Here is a 20627-nt window from a genome sequence, read left to right as displayed (position 1 = left end):
GCTGATATTGAGCCGCCGATCTCTCTCCAAGGCTATCGGCCCTGAATTTTCCTATTTTTCCAATTCTATGACAGCCTTTAGTACCCGGTAGACCTGTCAATTTCCCCCAACATTCTCTCATTTTTCTGATAACGAATGATGTTTTTCAAAATCATTCTCCCTCCGGAATCCACCCGAGAGGAACTGGCAATATGCGGCGTCAGGAAGATGAGCGGATGTTTCCAGAAAGGATGCTGCTCAGGTAATGGTTCAGGATCAGTCACATCAAGGATGGCCTGCTTTATTTTTCCTGTATCAAGCGCCCAGAGCAGATCTTCCTGAACCAGATGGCCTCCCCGGCCGCAATTTATGAGACATGCACCATCTGGGAGCTTCCCAAACAGCTGGCGGTTCAGGATACCTTTCGTTTCTTCGGTCAATGGCATCAGACAGATCAGAATATCTGTGCTTGCAAGAAATGCATCCAGCTCCTCAGCACCCGCATAACTTGTAATGCCCGGAACCTCATGTCGCTTCCGGCTCCAACCGCTGCAGACGTAGCCAAGTTCTGAGAGTTTTTCCAGAACGGGCGATCCAAGCGCACCCATGCCCATAACGCCCACACGGAAATGACGTGCCGAAATATTGGGAGTGCCCTCCCATATATGTTCCGCCTGCTGACGCGCGTAGCGGAACATATCGCGATGGTAGGACAGGACGGCCCAGAGGACATATTCAATCATCCCCTCTGCAAGCCCCGGCTCCATCATACGGACAATTCGAACGTTTTCAGGAACGGAAGACAGATTCAACTGATCCACACCGGCGCCGACTGAAAACAAGACTTCCAGATTAGGAAATACCTCTGCCAGATTTTCCGGGGGCTGCCACGCCGCAAGGTAGCGAACATCCTGCGCGTTTCCCGTTTCCGGCCAGACATGAAAAGGCAGATCGGGCAAATCACGGGCGAACATGGGCTTCCACAAACGCGCACGCTCTTCTGTGGACTTCAGAACAAACGACATGGGGCAATCCTTAACCCAGCGCCTGGCTGGTCAGAGCAAAATATCGGGGGGCATTTTCAGCGATTAATACTGGTTCGGTCGACATAGTATTGACCACATCCACCCGGATCAGCCCCATTTCATCAAGCCACGTAGAAAGATTGGCTGAGGTCGGGATGTCAATCCTGATGAATTCTCCACCATATGTTCCGATCCAGTGGGAAATGAGGGCTTTGGCCTGCTCTTCCGTTTTTGCAGCTACAGGCCCGATCAGCCATCCCCACCCAAACCGACGACAGAAGGAATATCCCAGAATTCCGTCTTCTGTATCGATCACGACCCCCTTTGCGTTTTGAACCAGTTCTTCAATGAGGGCGGACCGGTCCATGCCCGTGGCGGCATTATCGAAGGCTACCAGATCTTGCAGATCATACTGAACAACCGGACGCATCCTCTGCCCGGCGTCCAGGGCGATAATCGGAGAATATCCCCCGTTGCCCTGATGCTGCTCGACAATTCCGGTCGGCACAAAACCCAGCTTTTCATAAAGCGGCTGACCCGCAGGTGTAGCGTTCAGGCAAAGCGTGTAACCGGGGAGAGATCTTCGCACGGTCGTCAGCATGCTGGTCCCTATTCCGTGTCCTTGCCAGGCACTGCTGACAATAATCAATCCAACGGTCGCGTAACGCTCTCCAAAAGACCACCACAAAATAGTGCCAATCACTTCCCCGTTATCCAGCGTTGCCACCAGACCATGACCGAGGCGCAGCATGAACTCCCAGTCCTCAAGGCGATGAGGCCATCCGAGTGCCTTTGAAAGGCCAGATGCTGCCAAAAGATCGTCTGTTGTCATGCCACGCAGGTTAATGGCCGTCTGCTCGGGAATATTCACATTTCCGGATGTCATAATGAACGCTCCGTATTTCTGGTCAGATTTTCGATCAGGAAGGCAGGCTTCAGAATGGGTGACTTGATAACGATATAACTGAAGTATTTCTCGATACCGATATTCTGATCAAGAAGTGATTCTATTGTTTCCTGATAATGGTCAATGTTTCGCACCATAAACTTCAGAAGATAATCGTAGCCACCACTGATGAGATGCGCCTCCACCAAAGATTCCACTTTCTGCATCGCCATCTCGAAACGAAAGAAATCGTCACGCCTGTGGTCAGACAGTGTCACCTCCGTAAAAACGGTCATGACACTTGATATTTTCTGAAGGGCAATCTGCGCCCCATATCCGATAATATATCCCGCCGCTTCCAATCGCTTAACACGAATGAGACATGGACTGGCAGATAGGCCGACGCGGTTTGCCAGTTCTACATTGGTCAGGCGGCCATTCTTCTGCAATTGAGCAAGGATTTTGAGATCGATACGATCAAGCTTGGGCGCGATTGCCATAATTCAGGCCATTCTTTCTTCAAACAGGGTCATCACGCAGCGGGCAGTCCCATATGGAAGCTTTTCACTTCCAGGAACTCTTCCAGGCCCAGCGCTCCGCCTTCACGCCCAAGCCCCGATTGTTTCACGCCACCAAATGGTGCCGACACCATGGATACCGATCCAGTATTCAGCCCCACCATTCCGAAATCCAAAGCCTCACCCACACGCCAGGCTCTTGTAATGTCATTGGTGAAGAAATAGCTCGCCAGCCCGAAAGGCGTTGCATTGGCCTGCTGGACGGCATCGTCCTCATTTTCAAAACGGAACACCGGCAGGACTGGACCGAATGTCTCTTCCTGCGCAATCCGCATATCGGAAGTCACGTCCGCCAGCAGCACAGGGGACGCAAAACGCCCATTGATTTCCAGCGGCTTGCCCACAATCCGTGCGCCCTTGGCCAAGGCATCGTCCACGTGCTCTTTCACCTTCGCTACGGCCGCTTCGTTGATCAGCGGTCCGATCTGCGTCTGCGGATCAAAGCCGTCACCCGTTTTCAGGCTGGCAATTTCAGCAGCCAGTTTTTCCAGAAACGCGTCATGAATGCCAGACTGAACATAAACGCGATTGGCACATACACAGGTCTGCCCAGCATTACGGAACTTGCTGACCATTGTTCCGGCCACTGCGCCAGCAAGATCAGCATCATCGAACACAATCAGCGGTGCATTTCCGCCGAGCTCAAGGCTCAGCTTCTTGATCGTGTCCGCCGATTGACGCATCAGCAGAGCACCAATTTTCGTGGAACCCGTGAAAGACAGCTTGCGCACAACTGAGCTCGACGTCAGTTCAGGGCCAATTTCCTGTGCATACCCGGTCACGACAGACAGAAGACCTTTAGGAAGTCCTGCACGCTCCGCCAGTACTGCGAGCGCCAGCGCAGAATATGGCGTAAGCTCCGAAGGCTTGATTACCATGCTGCATCCAGCAGCAATTGCCGGAGCGCATTTGCGCGTAATCATCGCGAGCGGAAAATTCCATGGCGTAATGGCAGCAGTCACGCCAACCGGTTCCTTCAGAACAATGATCCGCCGATCTGCCGTGGGAACCAGCGCACTTCCCTGCAGATGCTCAGCTTCTGCCGCGAACCATTTGAGGAAGGAGGCAGCATAGGTAACCTCCCCCCTTGCCTCAGCCAAAGGCTTGCCCTGTTCAAGCGTCATAATCGTTGCCAGATCATCGAGATTATCCAGCATAAGTTGATACCAACCCATCAACAGAGCTGAGCGCTCGGCGGCAGAACTGCGGCGCCATGCGATCTGTGCAATCCGCGCGCTTTCAATGGCCGAACGGGTTTCATCAGCAGTGCAAGCCGGAATGCTCCCGATCGTCTCGCCGGTCGATGGATTATCGACCGTCATCGTCTTGCCGCTCCCGGAAACTTTCCACTCCCCTCCCACAAAGGCGTGCTGACGGAAAAGATCTGAATCATTCAGAGAAAGCGTCATGATGAAAACTCCGGACGGATGGATGCGGGAAGATGACAAAGAACTCGGGGACCATGCACGACAGAACGCACCGGAGGCGCTATTCTGTCACAAAGGCCAGCGACACGATCAGGGCATCGCGTAAGAAAACAGCATAAGCCCGCATCCGCAGATGAGGGGTTCGGGAGAGTTGCAGGCATGGTCTCAGCCAAACGCCGTAACCGCGTTTCCTCAAGCCAGCCAGGCTCCATCAAAGGGACGGAATCATGCAGGAGTCTGGTGTACGGATGATGGAATCCCTCCCCCAGAGCCGCTGCCGGACCAACTTCCACCACCTGACCTGCATAAAGGACAGCCACACGCTCACAGATGGACTGGAGAGCATGAAGATCATGAGTGATAAAAATAAAAGCCAAGCCCAGATCACGCTGTAATTCCTTCATAAGATCCAGAATGGCAGCCGCCACCACTGTATCGAGTGCGGCGGTAATCTCATCACACAGCACGATCTGCGGATCGGCGGCGAGGGCGCGGGCAAAGTTTATCCTCTGCTTCTGCCCCCCTGAAAGCTCCGAAGGAAGCCGCGTGGCCAGAGCTGGCGAAAGCTGCACCATCTCCAGTAATTCGCTGACCCGTCGCGCCGCGGCCTCGCCACGCAAACCGCTGTAGAAGCGAACGGCGCGTTCCAAAGTATTGCCAATCGTCTTTGAAGGGTTCAGCACGCTATCCGCATTCTGGGCGACAAGCTGTAACCGGCGGCGCTGCTCAGGCGCACGATCAGTGACATTTCCAGAGAGCGCCACGCCATTGAGCAGCAACTCTCCCGCACTCCATGGCTGAAGGCCGGAAATAGCACGGGCAAGCGTGCTTTTCCCACAGCCGGACTCCCCGATCACCCCCAACATTCCACCTTTCGGAACACTGAAACTGACATGATTGACAATGACCTTCTCGGGCAAACCCGCACTCGTGGAACGGCCATAGCCTACAACCAGATCCCGTACATCCAGAACGCTTTGCTGTTCCGGAGCCTCAACACCCTCGCTCTGCCTGGAGCATGGTTCGGCCGCTGCGAGAAGCGCCTGACTATATAGGTCTTGGGGCTGAAAAAGGATCTTCGAAACTGTTCCTGCTTCACGAACGGCGCCATCCTTGAGAACAATGGCGTGGTCCGCAATCTGCGCCACGACGGACAGATCATGCGTAACATAAACACCCGTGACGCCGCGCTCTGCCAGAACCGACTTGAAAGCGGCCAAAACCTCGATCTGGGTGGTGACATCCAGGGCAGTTGTCGGCTCATCGAAAACAACAACTTCAGGGTCAGTCATCAATGCCATGGCTGCCATGAGACGCTGCAACTGGCCGCCTGAAAGTTCGCCGGGATATCTCTCCCCTATTGTTTCGGGTTCCGGCAATGCGAGAGCACGGAACAGGGCAATGGCGCGGGCTTCGAGATCCCGTCGGGGAAGAATGTGATGAACCAGCGCCGGTTCCACGACCTGTCGCATGATGGCGAGCGCCGGGTTAAACGCACTGCCTGCATTCTGGGCGACGTAGCTGATCACTCTTCCACGCATGGAACGACGTTCTTGCGCGGTCAGAGCTGTAACTTCATACCCGGCCACTCGAATTGTTCCGCCGGAGATCCTGCATCCACTACGGATATGTCCAAGCAGTGAAAGAGCCACCGTTGTCTTGCCCGAGCCCGACTCTCCGATCAGGGCCAGCATTTCCCCACGTGCGACGGAGAAGCTGACATTGCGGACAATCGGAAGCTCAGCTCCACGTCCCCGACGTCCGACAATTTCGAGATTGTCGACCTGAATGGTGGCAACCATGTTCAGCCTTTTCCCCGACTGGAATCCAGGGCGAGATTGATCCCAACAGTCAGGACGGCAATTACAGCAACCGGCACAATCATGGCTGGCGAACCATAAACCATCCCCAGCATGTTCTCCCGAACCATTGAACCCAGATCCACCTCCGGCGGCTGTACACCGATGCCAAGGAAACTGAGATTGCTGAGCAGCAGAACCGAGTAAATGAATCTCAGCCCTACGTCAGCGATCATCGGGCCCGCCATATTGGGAAGAATTTCCTGCAGGACGATATATGCCGTGCTCTCGCCTCTGGCACGCGCGACGGTCACGAAATCGAGCCTTACGATCCTCTGGGCCAATGCGCGGCTCGTGCGGTAAGCGCCCGGCGCGTAGATGATGCCCATTGTTATGATCAGTGCCACGGTGGATGTCCCGAACACAGCAATAACGAGCAGAGCAAAGAGGAGGCTTGGAATGGAGAGAAAGCCATCCGCCAGACGGCCTGTCACAGCTTCCAGCCATGGCCTGACCGTGACAGCTGCAATACCAAGGAACGTCCCCACCGAACAGGCAATCAGTGTCGACGCAAAGCAGAGTATGACCGTGTGTCGAATACCATTCAGAAGCCTGGCGAAAGTGTCCCGTCCGAGATAATCCGTTCCCAAAAGATGCGTGATTGAAGGGCTCGAAAAAACTGGCTGACTGCCGATCGCCCCTGGATCTTGTGACGAACACAAAGGCCCCAGCAGAGCCAAAAAGAGCCAGAACACGATCAGCAGAACCGCACGGTCATGCTTGCCACGAAGCTTCCCGAGCAGCGCAATCATGCTTTCCTCCCTCTCGGAAGAGACAAAATCGTCACGATGTCTGCAAAGGTCGTCAGCAGGAGATAAGTCAGACAGAAGACAAGTGCGCATGCCTGAACTGTCGGAACATCACGGGAGCTGACGGCATCCACCATCAGGCCTGCAATCCCGGGATATGTAAACACGACCTCAATCACCACAACCCCGCCAAGAAGCGAAGACAGGCTGAGCGCGACCGCGTTGACGATAGGGCCAATGGCATTGGGAATGGCATGCACCAAAATTAGCCGTGCAGGACCAACACCCTTCAATAAGGCCATTTCAATATAGGGTGCCGAAAGCGTATCAGCCATTGCAGCGCGCGTCATGCGGACCATCTGCGCAAGGGTAACAAGCGCAAGGCTCGCGACCGGCATGAAGAACGCACGCAAAAACTGCCCTATCGAATGCACACTTGCCACATCTGCCAATGCTGGCAACACATGTAGACGCACCGCAAAGACATAAACGGCCATTGTTCCGATAACGAACTCAGGAACGGACACCATGCCCAGCGTCAAGACCGACACGGCACGGTCATAAAGCGTGTCTTTCCAGATGGCAGACGTAATCCCCAGGAATAGCGAAACTGGGACGGCCACTGCTGCAGAGGCTCCTGCCAGAAGGAGGGAATTATGCAGCCGGGGTCGAATAGCGTCTGCCACCGGAAGACCGTTCAATAAAGAATATCCAAACTGCCCGTGCAGCACGCCCCACAGCCAGAGCCAAAAGCGAAGAAAAACAGAACGATCGAGACCCAAATCATGACGCATGGCCGCAATGGCCTGCGGCGTTGCGCCCTGCCCCAGCAAGGCATCCGTTGCGTCTCCAGGAAGGATGTTCGTGATCGCAAACACGGTTACAATCACAAAGGCAAGAGAGGTTGCCGCCGCAAAAATACGCCTGCCAATCAAAGCTGGAAGATGGCGGTTCAAATCTCCTGCCCCCTGCTTCCGCTTAGCCATACCGAGCGTGCGAAATTATACCCCATCAACTGCCCTGCCTGACTGGGACGGAGGCCACATACATGCGGCGCATGGGCATCAAGACTATTGGTGAAATTCGGGATGCAAACCCCTGACCCCGCTGAAACGAGCGCCTGCATATCCCAGTAAAGTTGCCGCTTTCTGACTTCATCCCGCGTAGATTTTGCTTCACGCAGCAGAGTGTCAAACTGCGGATTACGCCACCGTGATTCGTTCCACGGAGACTTGCTGGCAAAACCTACCTCGAACGAAAGGCTTGCAGCGGGGCTCGGGTTGATGTTGCCGAAGCCCACCGGTTCTTTCATCCAGTACTGCGTCCAGTACCCATCGGCGGGAACACGCTGGACCGCCATTTTCTGGCCGATTTGAGATGCCGCATATTGGAGAACGACAGCAATATCGACAGATGCAAGAGCTGCAGGAGAACAGACGAGTGGAATGGTTTCATCCAGAAATCCACTCCGCTTCAGCAAAAAACGTGCCTTCTCCGGATCATAAGGGCGCTGGGGAAGCTGTGTATTGAAATAGGGGCTTTCAGGTGCAATGGGCTGGTCATTTCCCACACGGGAGAAGCCCAGAAAAACTGACTGGCGGATCTGCTCCCTGTTCAGAAGAAATTTCATACCCTCCACGAAATCAGCAGAGCGGCCATATCTCTGATCCAGCCGGATAGAGAGATCCGTATATGTGCCAACCGGGCTCTCGACGATGCCGAAGCCATTCTTTTTCAGCATCTGAACAAGCCGGGGATTAGCGGAGGCAATCAGTTCCACATCTCCGGACATCAATGCATTATGCCGAGCCATTTCGTCCGGAATCGCAATGAGTTCAACACTATCCAGAAAAGGCGGCGCCCCCCAGAATTCTGAATTTTTGACGGCGATCGTTCGGATCCCAGGTGCGAATTCCTGACATCGGAACGGACCAGTACCATTTGCGATCGTAAAATTTGTTGTTCCAGCTTTTAAAATGGCGAAATTACTGATCCCGAGAATAGCTGGAAAGTCTGAATTTGGCGCATCAAGAACAACTTCTACGAGCAGCGCCGATAAAACCCGAACAGACTGCATTGTCCGGGCAAGCGCATATCGTTGCGACCCAGTACTAGGAATTTGATGCCTCAAAAGTGAAAAGACGACATCTTCTGCTGTTAGGGTCGCACCATCATGAAAGCGTACATTGCGGCGCAGTCGTATATGCCAGGTCTGAAAGTCGTCACTTTCGAGCGTCTCCGCCAGCGCAGGGCGAGGTATCAACCTATCATCCAGAGACACCAGACCATCATAGAACAAGTGTCCCCGGATATAATCAGTCGCCATGGACTGACGGGCGGGATCGAAACTTTCTGAAGCAGATCCCACGGCCCCCGCCACTCTAAGGTGTCCACCAGAGACAGGCGCGCTCACCGCCGAGCGAGAAGTGACTCCTGCCACCAGAAGTCCGGCACCTTTCAGAACTGCGCGCCGATCCAGGACAGAAAACACGTACCGACGCCTCAGAACGTAAGAAGCGTGGCGAAGCGCATGTAAGGCGCAACAGGATTGAACATCTGCCTGAAAGAAATCACTTCGAGCCCCCGTTGCCAGTATGCAGGTTGATCAGAACACGGAATGGCTGAATGTTTTACTCAAAATACCCCACATAACAGAGAAATCTGCTGAATGACTTTTAGCATGCAGCAGATTCAGCGGCCTGTTCAGCCCATCATCACAAGTTCGCCACGATCTGCGGCATCTGCAAGTTCTGCGAGAGTGTGATAGTGATAATCAGGAGTTGTCAGCTTCTGAACCGCGACCGTACCGCCAAAGCCTCCGCCCACAGCCTTACGACGCTCTATCCAGCACACCGTATAGCCAAGCTCCCGGGCAATCGCGATATCATGAAACTGGCTCTGGGCAACATGCAGCACATCGTTCTTCGTGTATCCCTCTGGTGCGAGCTGCTCGAGCACATACGTAAAATACTGAGGGTCAGGCTTTTCACAGCCACTGTCATTCACCGTGTAACCCTTGAAAAATGGGTAATCGAGGGTTTTATCCATACCATCAAATGCCCACCTGCGAGCATTCGTCATCGCTACGAGATGGAAGTGCTTTTTAAGCCTCTTCATAGCGTCTACGCTGTCGTCAAACGCTGGCCAGGATGTGGCACTTTCTACAAATGTCTTTTCTTCCCCATTCCCTGTCGGAAGATCGAATTTTCCAGCAAGCTGCAGGTAGATAGGGGCCAAATCTTCGGGAAACAGCAGTTTGCCCGGGCGATTTCGTAACGCACGATATTCTGTCAGGAATGCCTCGAAATCCAGTGTTCCACCTTTGGGGCCCAAAATCTCCAGCAGAGCGTTCTTCATCCCGGTTTCGAAATCGATCAACGTTCCAACCACATCAAATGTCAGAACTTTGGGTCTACGCATCATTGGACTGAATCTTTCTGGAAAAAATTGGTCAGAAACCGGTTGTAAAGGAGAGAACGCCAGCGAAGCCGCCGCCGACAAAGTAGGTTGGCGCACTTCCAGCGATGGTTGTCCCATAAACACCTTTGGTAGCCTTGGCATTCGTGCTGAGCCCGCTGACGCCAGACAGAAATCCGCTATTGCCGATATTCATCAGGTTAAGCTGAATCTGCGGATGCTTGAGATACATGTAGTTATGGAAGCGGTATCCAAAGTTCAGATTGAATGTCTCAAATGACGGAATGCTCTCGTCATCCATGAAAGTTGAATACTGCTTGCTGACATAATTCATGTTGAAAGCCCCAAAAAGGCTTCCATCGTCATAGGAAAGCCCCACTGCAACAGTGACTTTCGGACTCTTGACAGCAATTTTCCCTGCAGAGCGAATATAATCATTTCCAACCTGCAGATTATTATCCGTCGTGGCGTGAAGATACTGCGCAGAAACATAGGGGCTGAAATGATGCCAGGGTCGCAGTCCAACCTCGATCTGCGCGCCACGAGCCGTCTGTCCACCACCATTAATGGATTCTGTTACCGGCGTGCCGCTAGCATAAGTCGTCGTGTTAATCTGGCGGTTCGTGAAATTGTAGTTGAAGAGCGCGAGAGATACATTCACAAGACCAGTGTGACGGTATCCGATTTCTTCTCCAATAGCATATTCGGACTTGGGATTGACGGTATGTGAACGTGTCTGCACCCCGGTTGATACACTGTAGCGATCAACATACGACATGATTGACGCCGGCAGACGAAAAGACGTGGTTCCGTTGACGTAAATCTGGTCGTGCGGAGTAATCTTGTAGCTGATCGCGACCTGCGGCAGGGGAGCCGCATCGCTCTGTCCGTTCTGGTAGTTGGCACCCGGAATGTTCTGGGTTACCTGACGCGTCACCATCGTTTCCTTGAATCCTGCCGTCAAAGTTAGACGGTCGTTAAAGGCTTTATAGGTGTCGTTGATGAACAGGGAGTTTGTCTGCTGGATAAGATGAATATTATACTGGGACAGAAGTGATCCATCCTGAGTTTTGATCGCCCATTGCCCATACATGCTGGACACCTGCCCATCTGGCCCCAGAGCCTCATATAGCGATGGTTCAGACTGATCAAAGTACGAATACCAGTATCCAACGGCAAGGGTGTTATTTCCCTTCTGCCAAGAAAGCGTTGTATTTAATCCGCTATAATACAGATCATAGCGATCAATCGAGATTGCAGAAAAAGAATTATTCCCAACAGCACCCGTATTCTGAAGCGTCCCGGCAGGTTGATTACCATAATAGCTTCCGTCAGGAGAGAGAGTGGTGCCCCCGTTGTCGTAGCCTGTAGCGTAAGTGAAATAGGGCGTTGTGTTGAGCTTGAGTCCATGGCCAAGACTCAGATTGACCGGGGCGCCAAGAATAAGGGTGCGGTGCAAGTTTTCTTGAAGTTTATAGTAATTGGAACTGCCTTTTGTGAATTTATCTGCATAATTATAATTAACGCCATATCGACTCCACTGAGACTTTGTTGGCGCACGTAAATAATACTGAAGGGGGTCGTTATACGATATAATAAAAGACGCCTTATTGCCCTCGCCCCATTCCTTTACAAATTTTCCATCCACGTGATAACGCCGCGTCTGCCCCACACCGCGCCATTCATCAGCAGTCCGGGCAGAGAATGAAAGAAATCCACGAATTCCCGTATGGCCGATATCACCCGTATCCATACGGATGAATTCACGCTTCAGGCTAAAAGAGCCATATGAAAAATTAGCCAGACCGCCAAATTTATGAGACGGATCACGCAGGCTTTCACTCAGTTCTCCGCCTACTGCATTATACAGCGGCGACGTTATGTCCGGTGAGCCCTGCGTAAGAGTGATGCTCTGAATATTTTCATTATCTGCTGTGGATGACGTGTAAGGCAGAAGATAAACCGGAGCAGCAGACGGAATACCTTCATAGAGATATCCGATTTCGGTCTGATCCAAACCGCGAACACTCAGCCCCTGCTGGTCATCATTCGTACCCAAAGGATCGTTGCCTGAATATACCACGCCCGGAAGATTTGCGATCATGGCTACCGGGTTTGAAGTTGGGCTCTGCTTGGCAATAAAATCGCGAGTGATGCCACTGCGCGACTTCGCCACTGTCTGGGGCGGCATCAAGCCGCCTCCAGGCGTGGAATTTGTTACGCCTGTAGCCGACGAAACATTCGTATGAACAACCACACTCTCCGCTGCATGCGATTCAAGGTCGTGATGGGCAGCTCCCATGGGATGACTTGCCTGAACTGCAGTCGTAACAGGTGGAGATACAGCCTTGCTGGAATGTCGGGTACGCGCGTGATGCACCGCCGCAGCCGCACCTGCGCTCTGAACGGACAGCCAGGTGGAGAGCGTAAGAAGGATCAGACGTCCATGCTTCCTCATGCTTTTGGAGAGTATCTTGGAGCCACAACATTGAAGCACGAACATTTGCGCTGAATCTGACATGCCTGTTCCCATCGATAACTGGTTCTCCGAAAGCTGACAGAGAGCCGTATTTGCATTCTTTCTGGCAGACAATTCGTTGCATATTCAGTTCAGTTCATTCTCCCGTTTCGACCTTTCGATTGGCAGATGATTCCGTTATTGGAATACTTAACCCCCATTTTTGCCGGGCGCTCTTAAAGACCTTTCAGAACCGCCTGAGAGATTGCATTTCCAACATCTGCCGTTCTCGCTTCACCACCCATATCCGGCGTACGTGCCGCATCCGGGCGGGACAGAACATCCATCATGGCCTGCAATATCATCGCTGCAGCCTCGGCTTCCCCCAGATGATCCAGCATCATGGATGCAGCCCAGATCTGGCCGATCGGATTGGCAATTTTCCTGCCAAAAATATCTGGAGCCGAGCCATGAACGGGCTCAAACATTGATGGATATTTTTTTTCAGGATTGATGTTGGCCGATGGCGCCACCGCAATCGTACCCGTCATTCCCGGGCCTAGGTCAGAGAGAATATCTCCGAACAGATTGCTTCCGACAACCACATCAAAGCGTTCTGGTGACATTACAAATCGGGCCGCAAGAATGTCGATATGGTACTGATCCATGCGGACATCCGGATATTCCGTACCAACAGCTGCAAACCGCTCGTCCCAATAGGGCATCGAATGGAAAAGACCATTCGATTTTGTAGCAGATGTCACATGAGGTCTGCCTATCTTGCGAGCCAGCTCAAATGCATATCGTAAAATGCGGTCGGTCCCGAGTTTTGTGAAAACAGCACTCTGAACAACACCTTCCGCCTCCGTTCCCTCTGCGAACCTTCCACCGATTTGCGAATATTCCCCTTCGACATTTTCACGGACAATCCAGAAGTCCACATCACCCGGCTTCTTGTTGGCCAGAGGACAGGGAATTCCTGGCAGGAGGCGAACGGGACGCAAATTTACATACTGATCAAACTCCCTGCGGATCTTGAGGAGCAGCCCCCACAGCGACAGATGATCCGGCACTCCGGGATACCCCACTGCGCCCAGCAGAATGGCATCATTCTGGGACAGTTGGCCCATGCCGTCTTCAGGCATCATCTGGCCGGTTTTCAGCCAGGTTTCACAGCTCCAATCAAAATGGTTATAATCAAAACTTATCCCACATAATTTCCCGACACTATCAAGTACTTTGAGAGCTTCGGGCATGACTTCCTTGCCGATACCATCTCCGGGCAACACGGCAATTCTGTAATTTGGCATGATCAGATATCCTGATTTGGGCGCAGGCAGGCATGGGCGAGTGCTACCCAATAGGCGATGCCATGCGGAATGATTGTATCATCGAAATCGTAATCCGGTGCGTGGAGCGGTGCGGAGTTGCCATTTCCCAGCATAACAAGCGCGCCTGGCCTTTGCTCCAGCATGAAGCCAAAATCTTCGGATGCCATGCTTGGTGGCATATCAGGTACAACCTGCCCCTCCCCGCCCATGGCCTGCTTCATGACTGCCAGCACCAGTTCCGTTTCTTCAGGAGTATTTACCGTCACGGGATAAGGCTGAAGAAAATGCACCTTGATAGTGACGTCATGTGCGAGCGCCAAACCTGCAGCAAGACGCGTCATCCCCTCTTTCAGGGCATCCAGACATTCAATATCCAGAGAGCGGATCGTGCCACGAAGCACCGCCGTTTCGGGCAGGATGTTGTCTGCTGTGCCCGCATGGAAAGTACAAATGGACAGAACCGCAGTTGCCAGTGGGTCAGCCCGGCGCGACACCAGAAGCTGTGCTTCCTGCACGAACGCCGCCCCGATCGTCAGCGCATCCCGACCCTGATGCGGCTGGGCCGCATGTGAACCCAGACCCGTTATGTCTACCTGGAAACGCCACCCGCCAGCCATAATCGCACCTGTACGCGTAGCCATCGAACCTACGGACAAACCGGGCCAGTTATGCATTCCAAAAACACGATCAGCAGGGAATTTTTCCAAAAGCCCCTCCTCGAGCATGACTCTGGCCCCTGCCCCTCCCTCTTCAGCAGGCTGGAACACAAAGTGCACTGTTCCGCTTTCAGGCGGGTTCAGCGCCAGAGCGGCAGCCGCACCAAGAAGCATGGTTGTGTGGCCATCATGTCCACAAGCGTGCATCCTCCCGGGATGGCGCGAAACATGCTCATACTCTCCGCGTTCCTCAATGGGCAGAGCATCCATATCCGCGCGCAGAATAATGGATGACCCGGGCGTTTTGCCGTGAAGAGACGCCACAACGCCAGTTTTTGCCAATCCCCGGAACGGCTGATACCCGAGCGATGTCAGAACATCCGCTATGGTGTCGGAAGTACGAAATTCCTCAAATCTCAGTTCTGGATGAGCATGGAGGTCTTTTCGTAAAGCAATGAGGTCTGCGAGATCCATGGCTCAGCCCTCAAACGCCATGAGAACGCTTTTATGGCGCAGATTGGCTTCAACCGCCTGACGCCCAAGATCCTTCCCGATCCCGGATCCGCCATATCCACCTGTAGGAATTACAAAATCCGATGAACGTCCATAACGGTTAACCCAGACAGTACCGGCCTTCAGATTGCGGACAGAACGCATGGCCCGCCCCAGATCGGAAGTATGAACACCAGCCGCCAACCCGTAAGTGGCATGCGATGCAAGCGAGAGCGCCTCGTCTTCCTCATCAAAAATCTGGACTGTCAGCACCGGGCCAAAAAGCTCATCCTTAACGGCTGTTGTTTGAGACGTAACATCAGAGAGAATACAGGGGGACAGGAATACCCCTCCCGAACTCTCCAGACGCTTGAGCGGTATCAGTGCCGAGGCACCTTCCCGCACACTGATCTGCACACCCGTCTCAATAGAATTTGCCTGCCGCTCCGAAATAATAGGGGAGTAGCGCGTTGCCGCATCTTCGAGTGCACCCGCCGCGAAATTCTGCGCCCGAACAACAATCTTCTCCATGAGAGCGTCATGAACGCCCCGCTGCACGATAAGGCGGGACCCAGAAACGCAAACTTGCCCTGCATTGCCAGTAAAGGCTCTCAGAATGCGATCAGCCACTGCATCAATGCTGCGAATATCGTCAAAAACGATTTGCGGGCTCTTCCCGCCCAACTCCAGCGTAACCGGCTTTGGCCCGCTTTCCGCCGCCGCCTTCATAATTTCGATACCTGTCCGCGTAGACCCCGTAAATGTCAGCTTTCCGCAGCCACTATGTCGCGACAGCGCATTTCCCGTGATCGGTCCCGTCCCCTGAACAATATTAAAAAGTCCGGCTGGAACACCCGCTTCGACAGCGAGTTCAGCAAGACGAATAATCGAGAACGGTGTCATTTCCGATGGTTTGAGAACAACACCATTTCCTGCCACCAATGCGGGAACGACTTTCCAGCTTCCCATGACCAGCGGGAAATTCCACGGAGCAATCGCGCCGATCACCCCATAAGGCTCTGCCAGAACCATACCCAGAAGATCGCTCTGGGTCGCCGCCACCTCTCCGCCAAGCTTGTCAGAATATTCGGCAAAAAACCGGATGCCTTCAGCGGTAAATGGGACATCCCATGCCGTTGTTTCCGAAATGGGGCGCGTGGAGCATAGTGTTTCCAAACGCGCCAGCTCCACGGCATTTTCTTCTACAAGATCCGCCCAACGACGCAGCACACGCCCACGCTCACGGGGCGCAGCACGTGCCCAGCCGGATCGCACCTGCACATCCTGCGCGAGGCGGACAGCATAATCCACCAGATCAAACCCAGCCTCAGGGAGATTACAGAGAAGCCGACCATCCGAAGGTGCATGGACCGGAATGACACCTTCTCCCGCCAATAGCCGACCATCTATAAAATGACTGTTTGGAAGAACCATCTGGCGTGGATCAAAGGTGGTACCGGTCATTATTCGTTCCTGAAAAGCACCATTGCGGTTCTACTACAATGTGCTTAGGGGCCGACCTGATCAAATAGCAAAACGACCGATATGCATATTTGAATATCCATGCTGTTCCGGGGGCGCCTACAGCATTTTGTGCTCCAGAGCGCTGTCTTTCTTGCATTACATATCGCAGCTTTTACGCAATGATCCTGCTCAGGATCAGGACAGGAATCATCATGGATACGCCACGTCTCGTCTCGCTTGACCGCGAACACCTCATCCATCCCGTCTCGTCATGGCAGGGCCACGAAACCAATGGTGCCACCATTCTCGAGTCAGGTAAGGGTGTCTGGCTGACAGATAGCAATGGACATCGCCTGCTGGACGGTTTTTCGGGGCTGTGGTGCGTCAATACCGGTTATGGTTGTGAAAGCGTTGTCGAGGCCGGGCGGCGCCAGCTTGAAAAACTGCCCTACGCCACCGGATATTTCGGGTTTTCAAACGAACCAGCCATCGAACTGGCTGCACGTCTGACCAAGCAGGCTCCAGGCCATCTGAACCATATCTATTTCGCACTCGGTGGTTCCGACGCTGTCGACAGCACGTTGCGGTTCATTCGTTACTATCAGCATGCACGCGGAACACCTGAAAAGCGCCACGTCATCGGCCTGCAAAAAGGCTATCACGGTTCTTCATTTGTAGGCGCTGGCCTGACTGCGCTTCCGGTATTCCACCGCGACGCTGATGTCCCCCTTCCCTGGCAACATCACATTCCAAGCCCCGATCCTTATCGGCACCCGGCTGGCCCCAATGCAGAGGCCATCATTCAGGCTTCCGTTCGCGCGTTGCATGATGAAATCGCGAAGATCGGTGGTCCAGAACATGTTGCGGCATTCTATTGTGAGCTCGTGCAGGGTTCGGGAGGCGTTATCGTACCACCCGCAGGTTGGGCAAGCGCCATGCAGGCAGCGTGCCGCGAACTGAACATCCTGTTCATCGTCGATGAAGTCATTACGGGCTTCGGGCGAACAGGCCCTCTCTTTGCCTGTGAACACGAAAATATTGAGCCGGACATGATGACAGTCGCAAAGGGCCTGACTGCCGGATACGCCCCAATGGGCGGCGTCTTCATGTCCAACGAAATATACGAGACGATCCGCGACAAAACACCAGCGGGAGTTGCCGTCGGGCATGGCCAGACCTACAGCGCCCATCCTGTCAGCGCTGCCATCGGTCTGGCCGTTCTGGACCTATATGAAGGTGGTCTTCTCGAAAACGGTACCCGAGTGGGCAAACATCTGGCCACACGTCTGGCAGGCCTCGGCAATCATCCGTTGGTCGGAACAACGCGCTCTATAGGGATGCTTGCCGGGATTGAACTCGTAATAGACAAATCGGCCAAAACGAAGCCCGATCCAAAACTTGGTATTTCAGGAAAGCTGAGCCGTTACGGCTATGAACACGGCATTCTTTTCCGTGCCTTTGGTGACGATGTCATTGGTCTGGCACCGCCCCTGTGCAGCACAATTGCCGAAATGGATCAGCTCTGTGACGGCCTTGTCACTGTTCTGGATCGCGTCATAGCCGATCCAGCCGTAGCACTCGCGTTGAAAGCCTGAAAACGCTCATGCTTAACAGGAGGAAACAAAGGTTGTCCCATCATGACCCTGACGTTTCCTCCGCTCCCGCTGCCACACTTGATGATCTGCCTCCCACAGGGTTTCATTCGAAACTGGCGCTAATTTCCGCGGGGGGACCATTCTGTGATGGCTATATTTTGGGAATTATCGGCATCGCTCTCCCTTCCATCGTTCGGGAGCTTCACCTCAATGGCGGGGAGACCGGCCTTGTGGGGGCAGCAGCATTGGTTGGCGTTCTGGCGGGCGGAATGCTTGGTGGGGCAGTTTCGGATCGCCTTGGCCGACGTCCACTTTTCACGCTGAATATCGCAGCATTCGTCGTCTTCTCGCTTCTGCAAGGGATATGTTCAGGCCTGATAGTCCTGATCGGGCTTCGCTTCCTTCTTGGCGTAGCCGTAGGCGCCGATTATCCCATCGCAACGTCCTACGTCACGGAATTCATGCCACGCAAACTTCGTGGCCCCGTGCTTTCAGGGCTCATACTAGCCTGGTGGATCGGATATACCGCCAGCTATGCTGTGGGTTACGGCCTTTCCTTTTTTCCAGGGATTTCATGGCGGATCATGCTGATCTCCAGCGCCGTTCCCTCGCTTATCCTTTTCTGTTTGCGCATGGGACTACCTGAATCTCCTCGCTGGCTCGTGCAGCAAGGACGAATTGGCGATGCCCGCAACGTCGTCCGTAATCATCTCAAGACGGATGTCCTGCCTGCCGCCGAAACTCAGGGGCAGCTCTCCCTTCTCCAGATCATACGCTCCCCATATCGGGGGGCACTTATGTTCGTCAGCGCTTTCTGGATCCTGCAAAGTGCGCCGGGCTTCGCAATCCACACACTTCAGGCCCAGCTCCTGCATCAATACCATGTCCAGAACGCACTCCTCGGATCGCTCTGCATTACGGGCCTGACGATCCTGGGCATTCTTCCTGTAACGCTCGGATTGATTAATCTAATTGGCAGGCGCCTGCTCCTGATTGGCACTTTCGCATTCAGTCTGGCTGGGCTCTTGCTTCTGGGCGTATCGCCCACGCCTGCTGACTGGATGATATTTGCCGGATTCATTCTCTACTCAATGTCGGAAGCCGCAGGAAGCGGACTGCAGTTCGTCTATCCTAATGAATTATTCCCAACATCCATTCGTGCAAGCGCCGTCGGCATGGCCTGTTCTTTCAGCAGGCTTGGAGCCGCGCTGGGAACATTCCTGCTGCCACTGGGCTATGCCCGCTTCGGGATGCAGCCAATGATGCTCACGGCGGCAGGCTTCATGCTCGCAGGTCTGCTGATCAGCTGGATCTGGGCGCCGGAAACAAAAGGCACCGTCTTGGGCGCCACCGTTCTTTGATCGACCCTTTGCCTCCCTCAATCTGTGCATCCTGACGGAGATCGTCTCATGAAACTTGTTCCCTACTGGTTGGACAGCATATCCCGCGTATCAGGCACTGCGTTGTCCGAGTTTCCCACATATGCCGATGTCGTGGTCGTCGGTGCTGGTTTCACCGGTCTTTCGGCAGCACGCACTCTGGCAAAGGAAGGCAAGAAGGTTGTGATTCTGGAAGCAGACCAGATTGCCTGTCATGCGTCCGGTCGAAACGGCGGGCACGTCAATAATGGTACCGCTGGCAATTTTCAGGCCATGGTGGGGAAATATGGTCTGGAACAGGCCGTTGCGCTCTACCGCTTTTTTGATAACGCCGTCGATACGGTCGAAAAAATCGTCACAAGCGAAAATATCGCCTGTGATTTTCGCCGCTGTGGAAAACTGAAAGTCGCATGGACACAAAAACACCTGACGGGCCTTCGCGCAGATCAGGAAGCCTTAAAGCTACATGCTGATCCACAAACAGACCTTCTTGATCGTGAAGCAGTAGCCAGGGAAATTGGCGGCTCGACGACATTTGAAGGCGGCATTCTCTATCGCAAAAGCGCACAGATGCATGTCGGAAAATTCGGAAGCGCGCTTGCAATCAAAGCAATGGAAGCAGGTGTAAAAATCTTTGAAAACACCCCCATGACAGCTATCCGCCGGATCGGCGAAAAATTTGAAGTTTCCTCATCCGCTGGCGCCATTCAGACACGCAATGTGCTGCTCGCAACAGGAACAAGCCGAAAAGCACCAAGCTGGTTTCGGCGCAGGATCATGCCTGTTGGCAGCTTCATTGTTGCTACTGCTCCCATGCCGGAAGAACAGTTTGCGCGTATTTTGCCGGGTCGGCGGAACGTGGTCACCACGCGAAACATTCATAACTATTTCAGAACTACCGCCGATCGGCGCCTGATTTTTGGTGGACGTGCCAACTTTTCGCAATCCAGCGAAAAATCAGATATCCGTTCAGGCCAAATCCTCCATGCAGCCCTGACAGAGATCTACCCGGAACTCGAAAATACGGAAATTGATTACTGCTGGGGCGGAAACGTGGACATGAGCGTAGACCGCCTGCCCCATACTGGAGAATGGAATGGCATTACATACGCCATGGGACTGAGCGGGCACGGCGTTCAGATGTCCGTTCACCTCGGGCAGCTTCTGGGCCGCAGACTCGCCGGAGAAAAAGTTGAAATCCCAGTCTGGAACCGCCCGTGGCAGCCTATCCCGGCCTATGGGATCGCCACCCATTTTATGCCGTTCGTGGGGGCTTACTACCGCGCCAAAGATAAATATTTTTGACTCACCAATTGAGCCCAGCAAAAGGCT

16 protein-coding genes are annotated in these 20627 nt (G+C 53.6%); 3 read left to right on the top strand and 13 right to left on the bottom strand.

Annotated elements, in window-relative coordinates:
* Positions 1 to 77: 77 nt before the first annotated feature.
* The 13 genes from GWA01_RS11830 to GWA01_RS11770 all read right to left on the bottom strand — a co-directional run bounded on the left by GWA01_RS11830 (position 78) and on the right by GWA01_RS11770 (position 16321).
* Positions 78 to 1004 (bottom strand): 2-hydroxyacid dehydrogenase, encoded by a 927-nt coding sequence (locus GWA01_RS11830; RefSeq protein WP_146798293.1) that lies wholly within the window; start codon positions 1002 to 1004, stop codon positions 78 to 80.
* A 10-nt stretch (positions 1005 to 1014) separates the two neighbouring features.
* Positions 1015 to 1890 carry a GNAT family N-acetyltransferase gene (locus GWA01_RS11825; protein WP_146798291.1) on the bottom strand — a complete coding sequence of 292 codons (876 nt, stop codon included), beginning with the start codon at positions 1888 to 1890 and terminating at the stop codon, positions 1015 to 1017.
* Complete coding sequence (locus GWA01_RS11820) at positions 1887 to 2390, bottom strand: Lrp/AsnC family transcriptional regulator (RefSeq protein ID WP_146798288.1); 504 nt, start codon at positions 2388 to 2390, stop codon at positions 1887 to 1889. Before GWA01_RS11820 ends, GWA01_RS11825 begins: the two co-directional genes overlap by 4 nt.
* 32 nt (positions 2391 to 2422) lie before the next feature.
* Entirely contained in the window at positions 2423 to 3877 is a 1455-nt protein-coding gene (locus GWA01_RS11815; protein ID WP_146798286.1) for an NAD-dependent succinate-semialdehyde dehydrogenase, read from the bottom strand.
* Positions 3874 to 5697: an ABC transporter ATP-binding protein gene (locus tag GWA01_RS11810; RefSeq protein WP_146798284.1), complete on the bottom strand. Its 1824-nt coding sequence runs from the start codon at positions 5695 to 5697 to the stop codon at positions 3874 to 3876. The genes GWA01_RS11815 and GWA01_RS11810 overlap by 4 nt, the downstream gene beginning before the upstream one ends.
* 2 nt (positions 5698 to 5699) lie before the next feature.
* Complete coding sequence (locus GWA01_RS11805) at positions 5700 to 6506, bottom strand: ABC transporter permease (RefSeq protein WP_146798282.1); 807 nt, start codon at positions 6504 to 6506, stop codon at positions 5700 to 5702.
* Complete coding sequence (locus tag GWA01_RS11800) at positions 6503 to 7459, bottom strand: ABC transporter permease (RefSeq protein ID WP_186819567.1); 957 nt, start codon at positions 7457 to 7459, stop codon at positions 6503 to 6505. Before GWA01_RS11800 ends, GWA01_RS11805 begins: the two co-directional genes overlap by 4 nt.
* Complete coding sequence (locus tag GWA01_RS11795; RefSeq protein ID WP_146798278.1) at positions 7456 to 8994, bottom strand: ABC transporter substrate-binding protein; 1539 nt, start codon at positions 8992 to 8994, stop codon at positions 7456 to 7458. Before GWA01_RS11795 ends, GWA01_RS11800 begins: the two co-directional genes overlap by 4 nt.
* Before the next feature lie 212 nt (positions 8995 to 9206).
* Positions 9207 to 9926: an HAD-IA family hydrolase gene (locus GWA01_RS11790; RefSeq protein WP_146798276.1), complete on the bottom strand. Its 720-nt coding sequence runs from the start codon at positions 9924 to 9926 to the stop codon at positions 9207 to 9209.
* A gap of 28 nt (positions 9927 to 9954) precedes the next feature.
* On the bottom strand, positions 9955 to 12378 hold the full coding sequence (locus tag GWA01_RS11785; protein WP_228118631.1) for a TonB-dependent receptor: 2424 nt from the start codon (positions 12376 to 12378) through the stop codon (positions 9955 to 9957).
* Positions 12379 to 12614: 236 nt separating this feature from the next.
* Positions 12615 to 13688 carry a tartrate dehydrogenase gene (locus GWA01_RS11780; protein ID WP_146798274.1) on the bottom strand — a complete coding sequence of 358 codons (1074 nt, stop codon included), beginning with the start codon at positions 13686 to 13688 and terminating at the stop codon, positions 12615 to 12617.
* A 2-nt stretch (positions 13689 to 13690) separates the two neighbouring features.
* The gene (locus GWA01_RS11775) at positions 13691 to 14839 is read right to left on the bottom strand and encodes an amidohydrolase (protein ID WP_146798272.1); all 1149 of its coding nucleotides are present in this window, start codon (positions 14837 to 14839) and stop codon (positions 13691 to 13693) included.
* A 3-nt stretch (positions 14840 to 14842) separates the two neighbouring features.
* Positions 14843 to 16321, bottom strand: coding sequence for an aldehyde dehydrogenase family protein (locus GWA01_RS11770; RefSeq protein ID WP_228118632.1), 1479 nt, complete (start codon positions 16319 to 16321; stop codon positions 14843 to 14845).
* Between the two features lie 212 nt (positions 16322 to 16533).
* Between GWA01_RS11770 and GWA01_RS11765 the strand changes: the two genes are divergently transcribed.
* Genes GWA01_RS11765 through GWA01_RS11755 form a run of 3 tightly spaced genes read left to right on the top strand, consistent with a single transcriptional unit; the run spans position 16534 to position 20600 of the window.
* A complete protein-coding gene (locus tag GWA01_RS11765) occupies positions 16534 to 17916 on the top strand; it encodes an aminotransferase class III-fold pyridoxal phosphate-dependent enzyme (RefSeq protein WP_146798268.1) in 1383 nt (460 codons plus the stop codon).
* A gap of 32 nt (positions 17917 to 17948) precedes the next feature.
* Positions 17949 to 19277: an MFS transporter gene (locus GWA01_RS11760; RefSeq protein WP_228118633.1), complete on the top strand. Its 1329-nt coding sequence runs from the start codon at positions 17949 to 17951 to the stop codon at positions 19275 to 19277.
* Between the two features lie 48 nt (positions 19278 to 19325).
* On the top strand, positions 19326 to 20600 hold the full coding sequence (locus GWA01_RS11755; RefSeq protein ID WP_146798263.1) for an NAD(P)/FAD-dependent oxidoreductase: 1275 nt from the start codon (positions 19326 to 19328) through the stop codon (positions 20598 to 20600).
* Positions 20601 to 20627 lie beyond the last annotated feature (27 nt).

This window comes from Gluconobacter wancherniae NBRC 103581 (assembly GCF_007988885.1).
Taxonomy (GTDB): Bacteria; Pseudomonadota; Alphaproteobacteria; order Acetobacterales; family Acetobacteraceae; genus Gluconobacter; species Gluconobacter wancherniae.
This window is presented reverse-complemented; position numbering and strand designations above follow the sequence as displayed.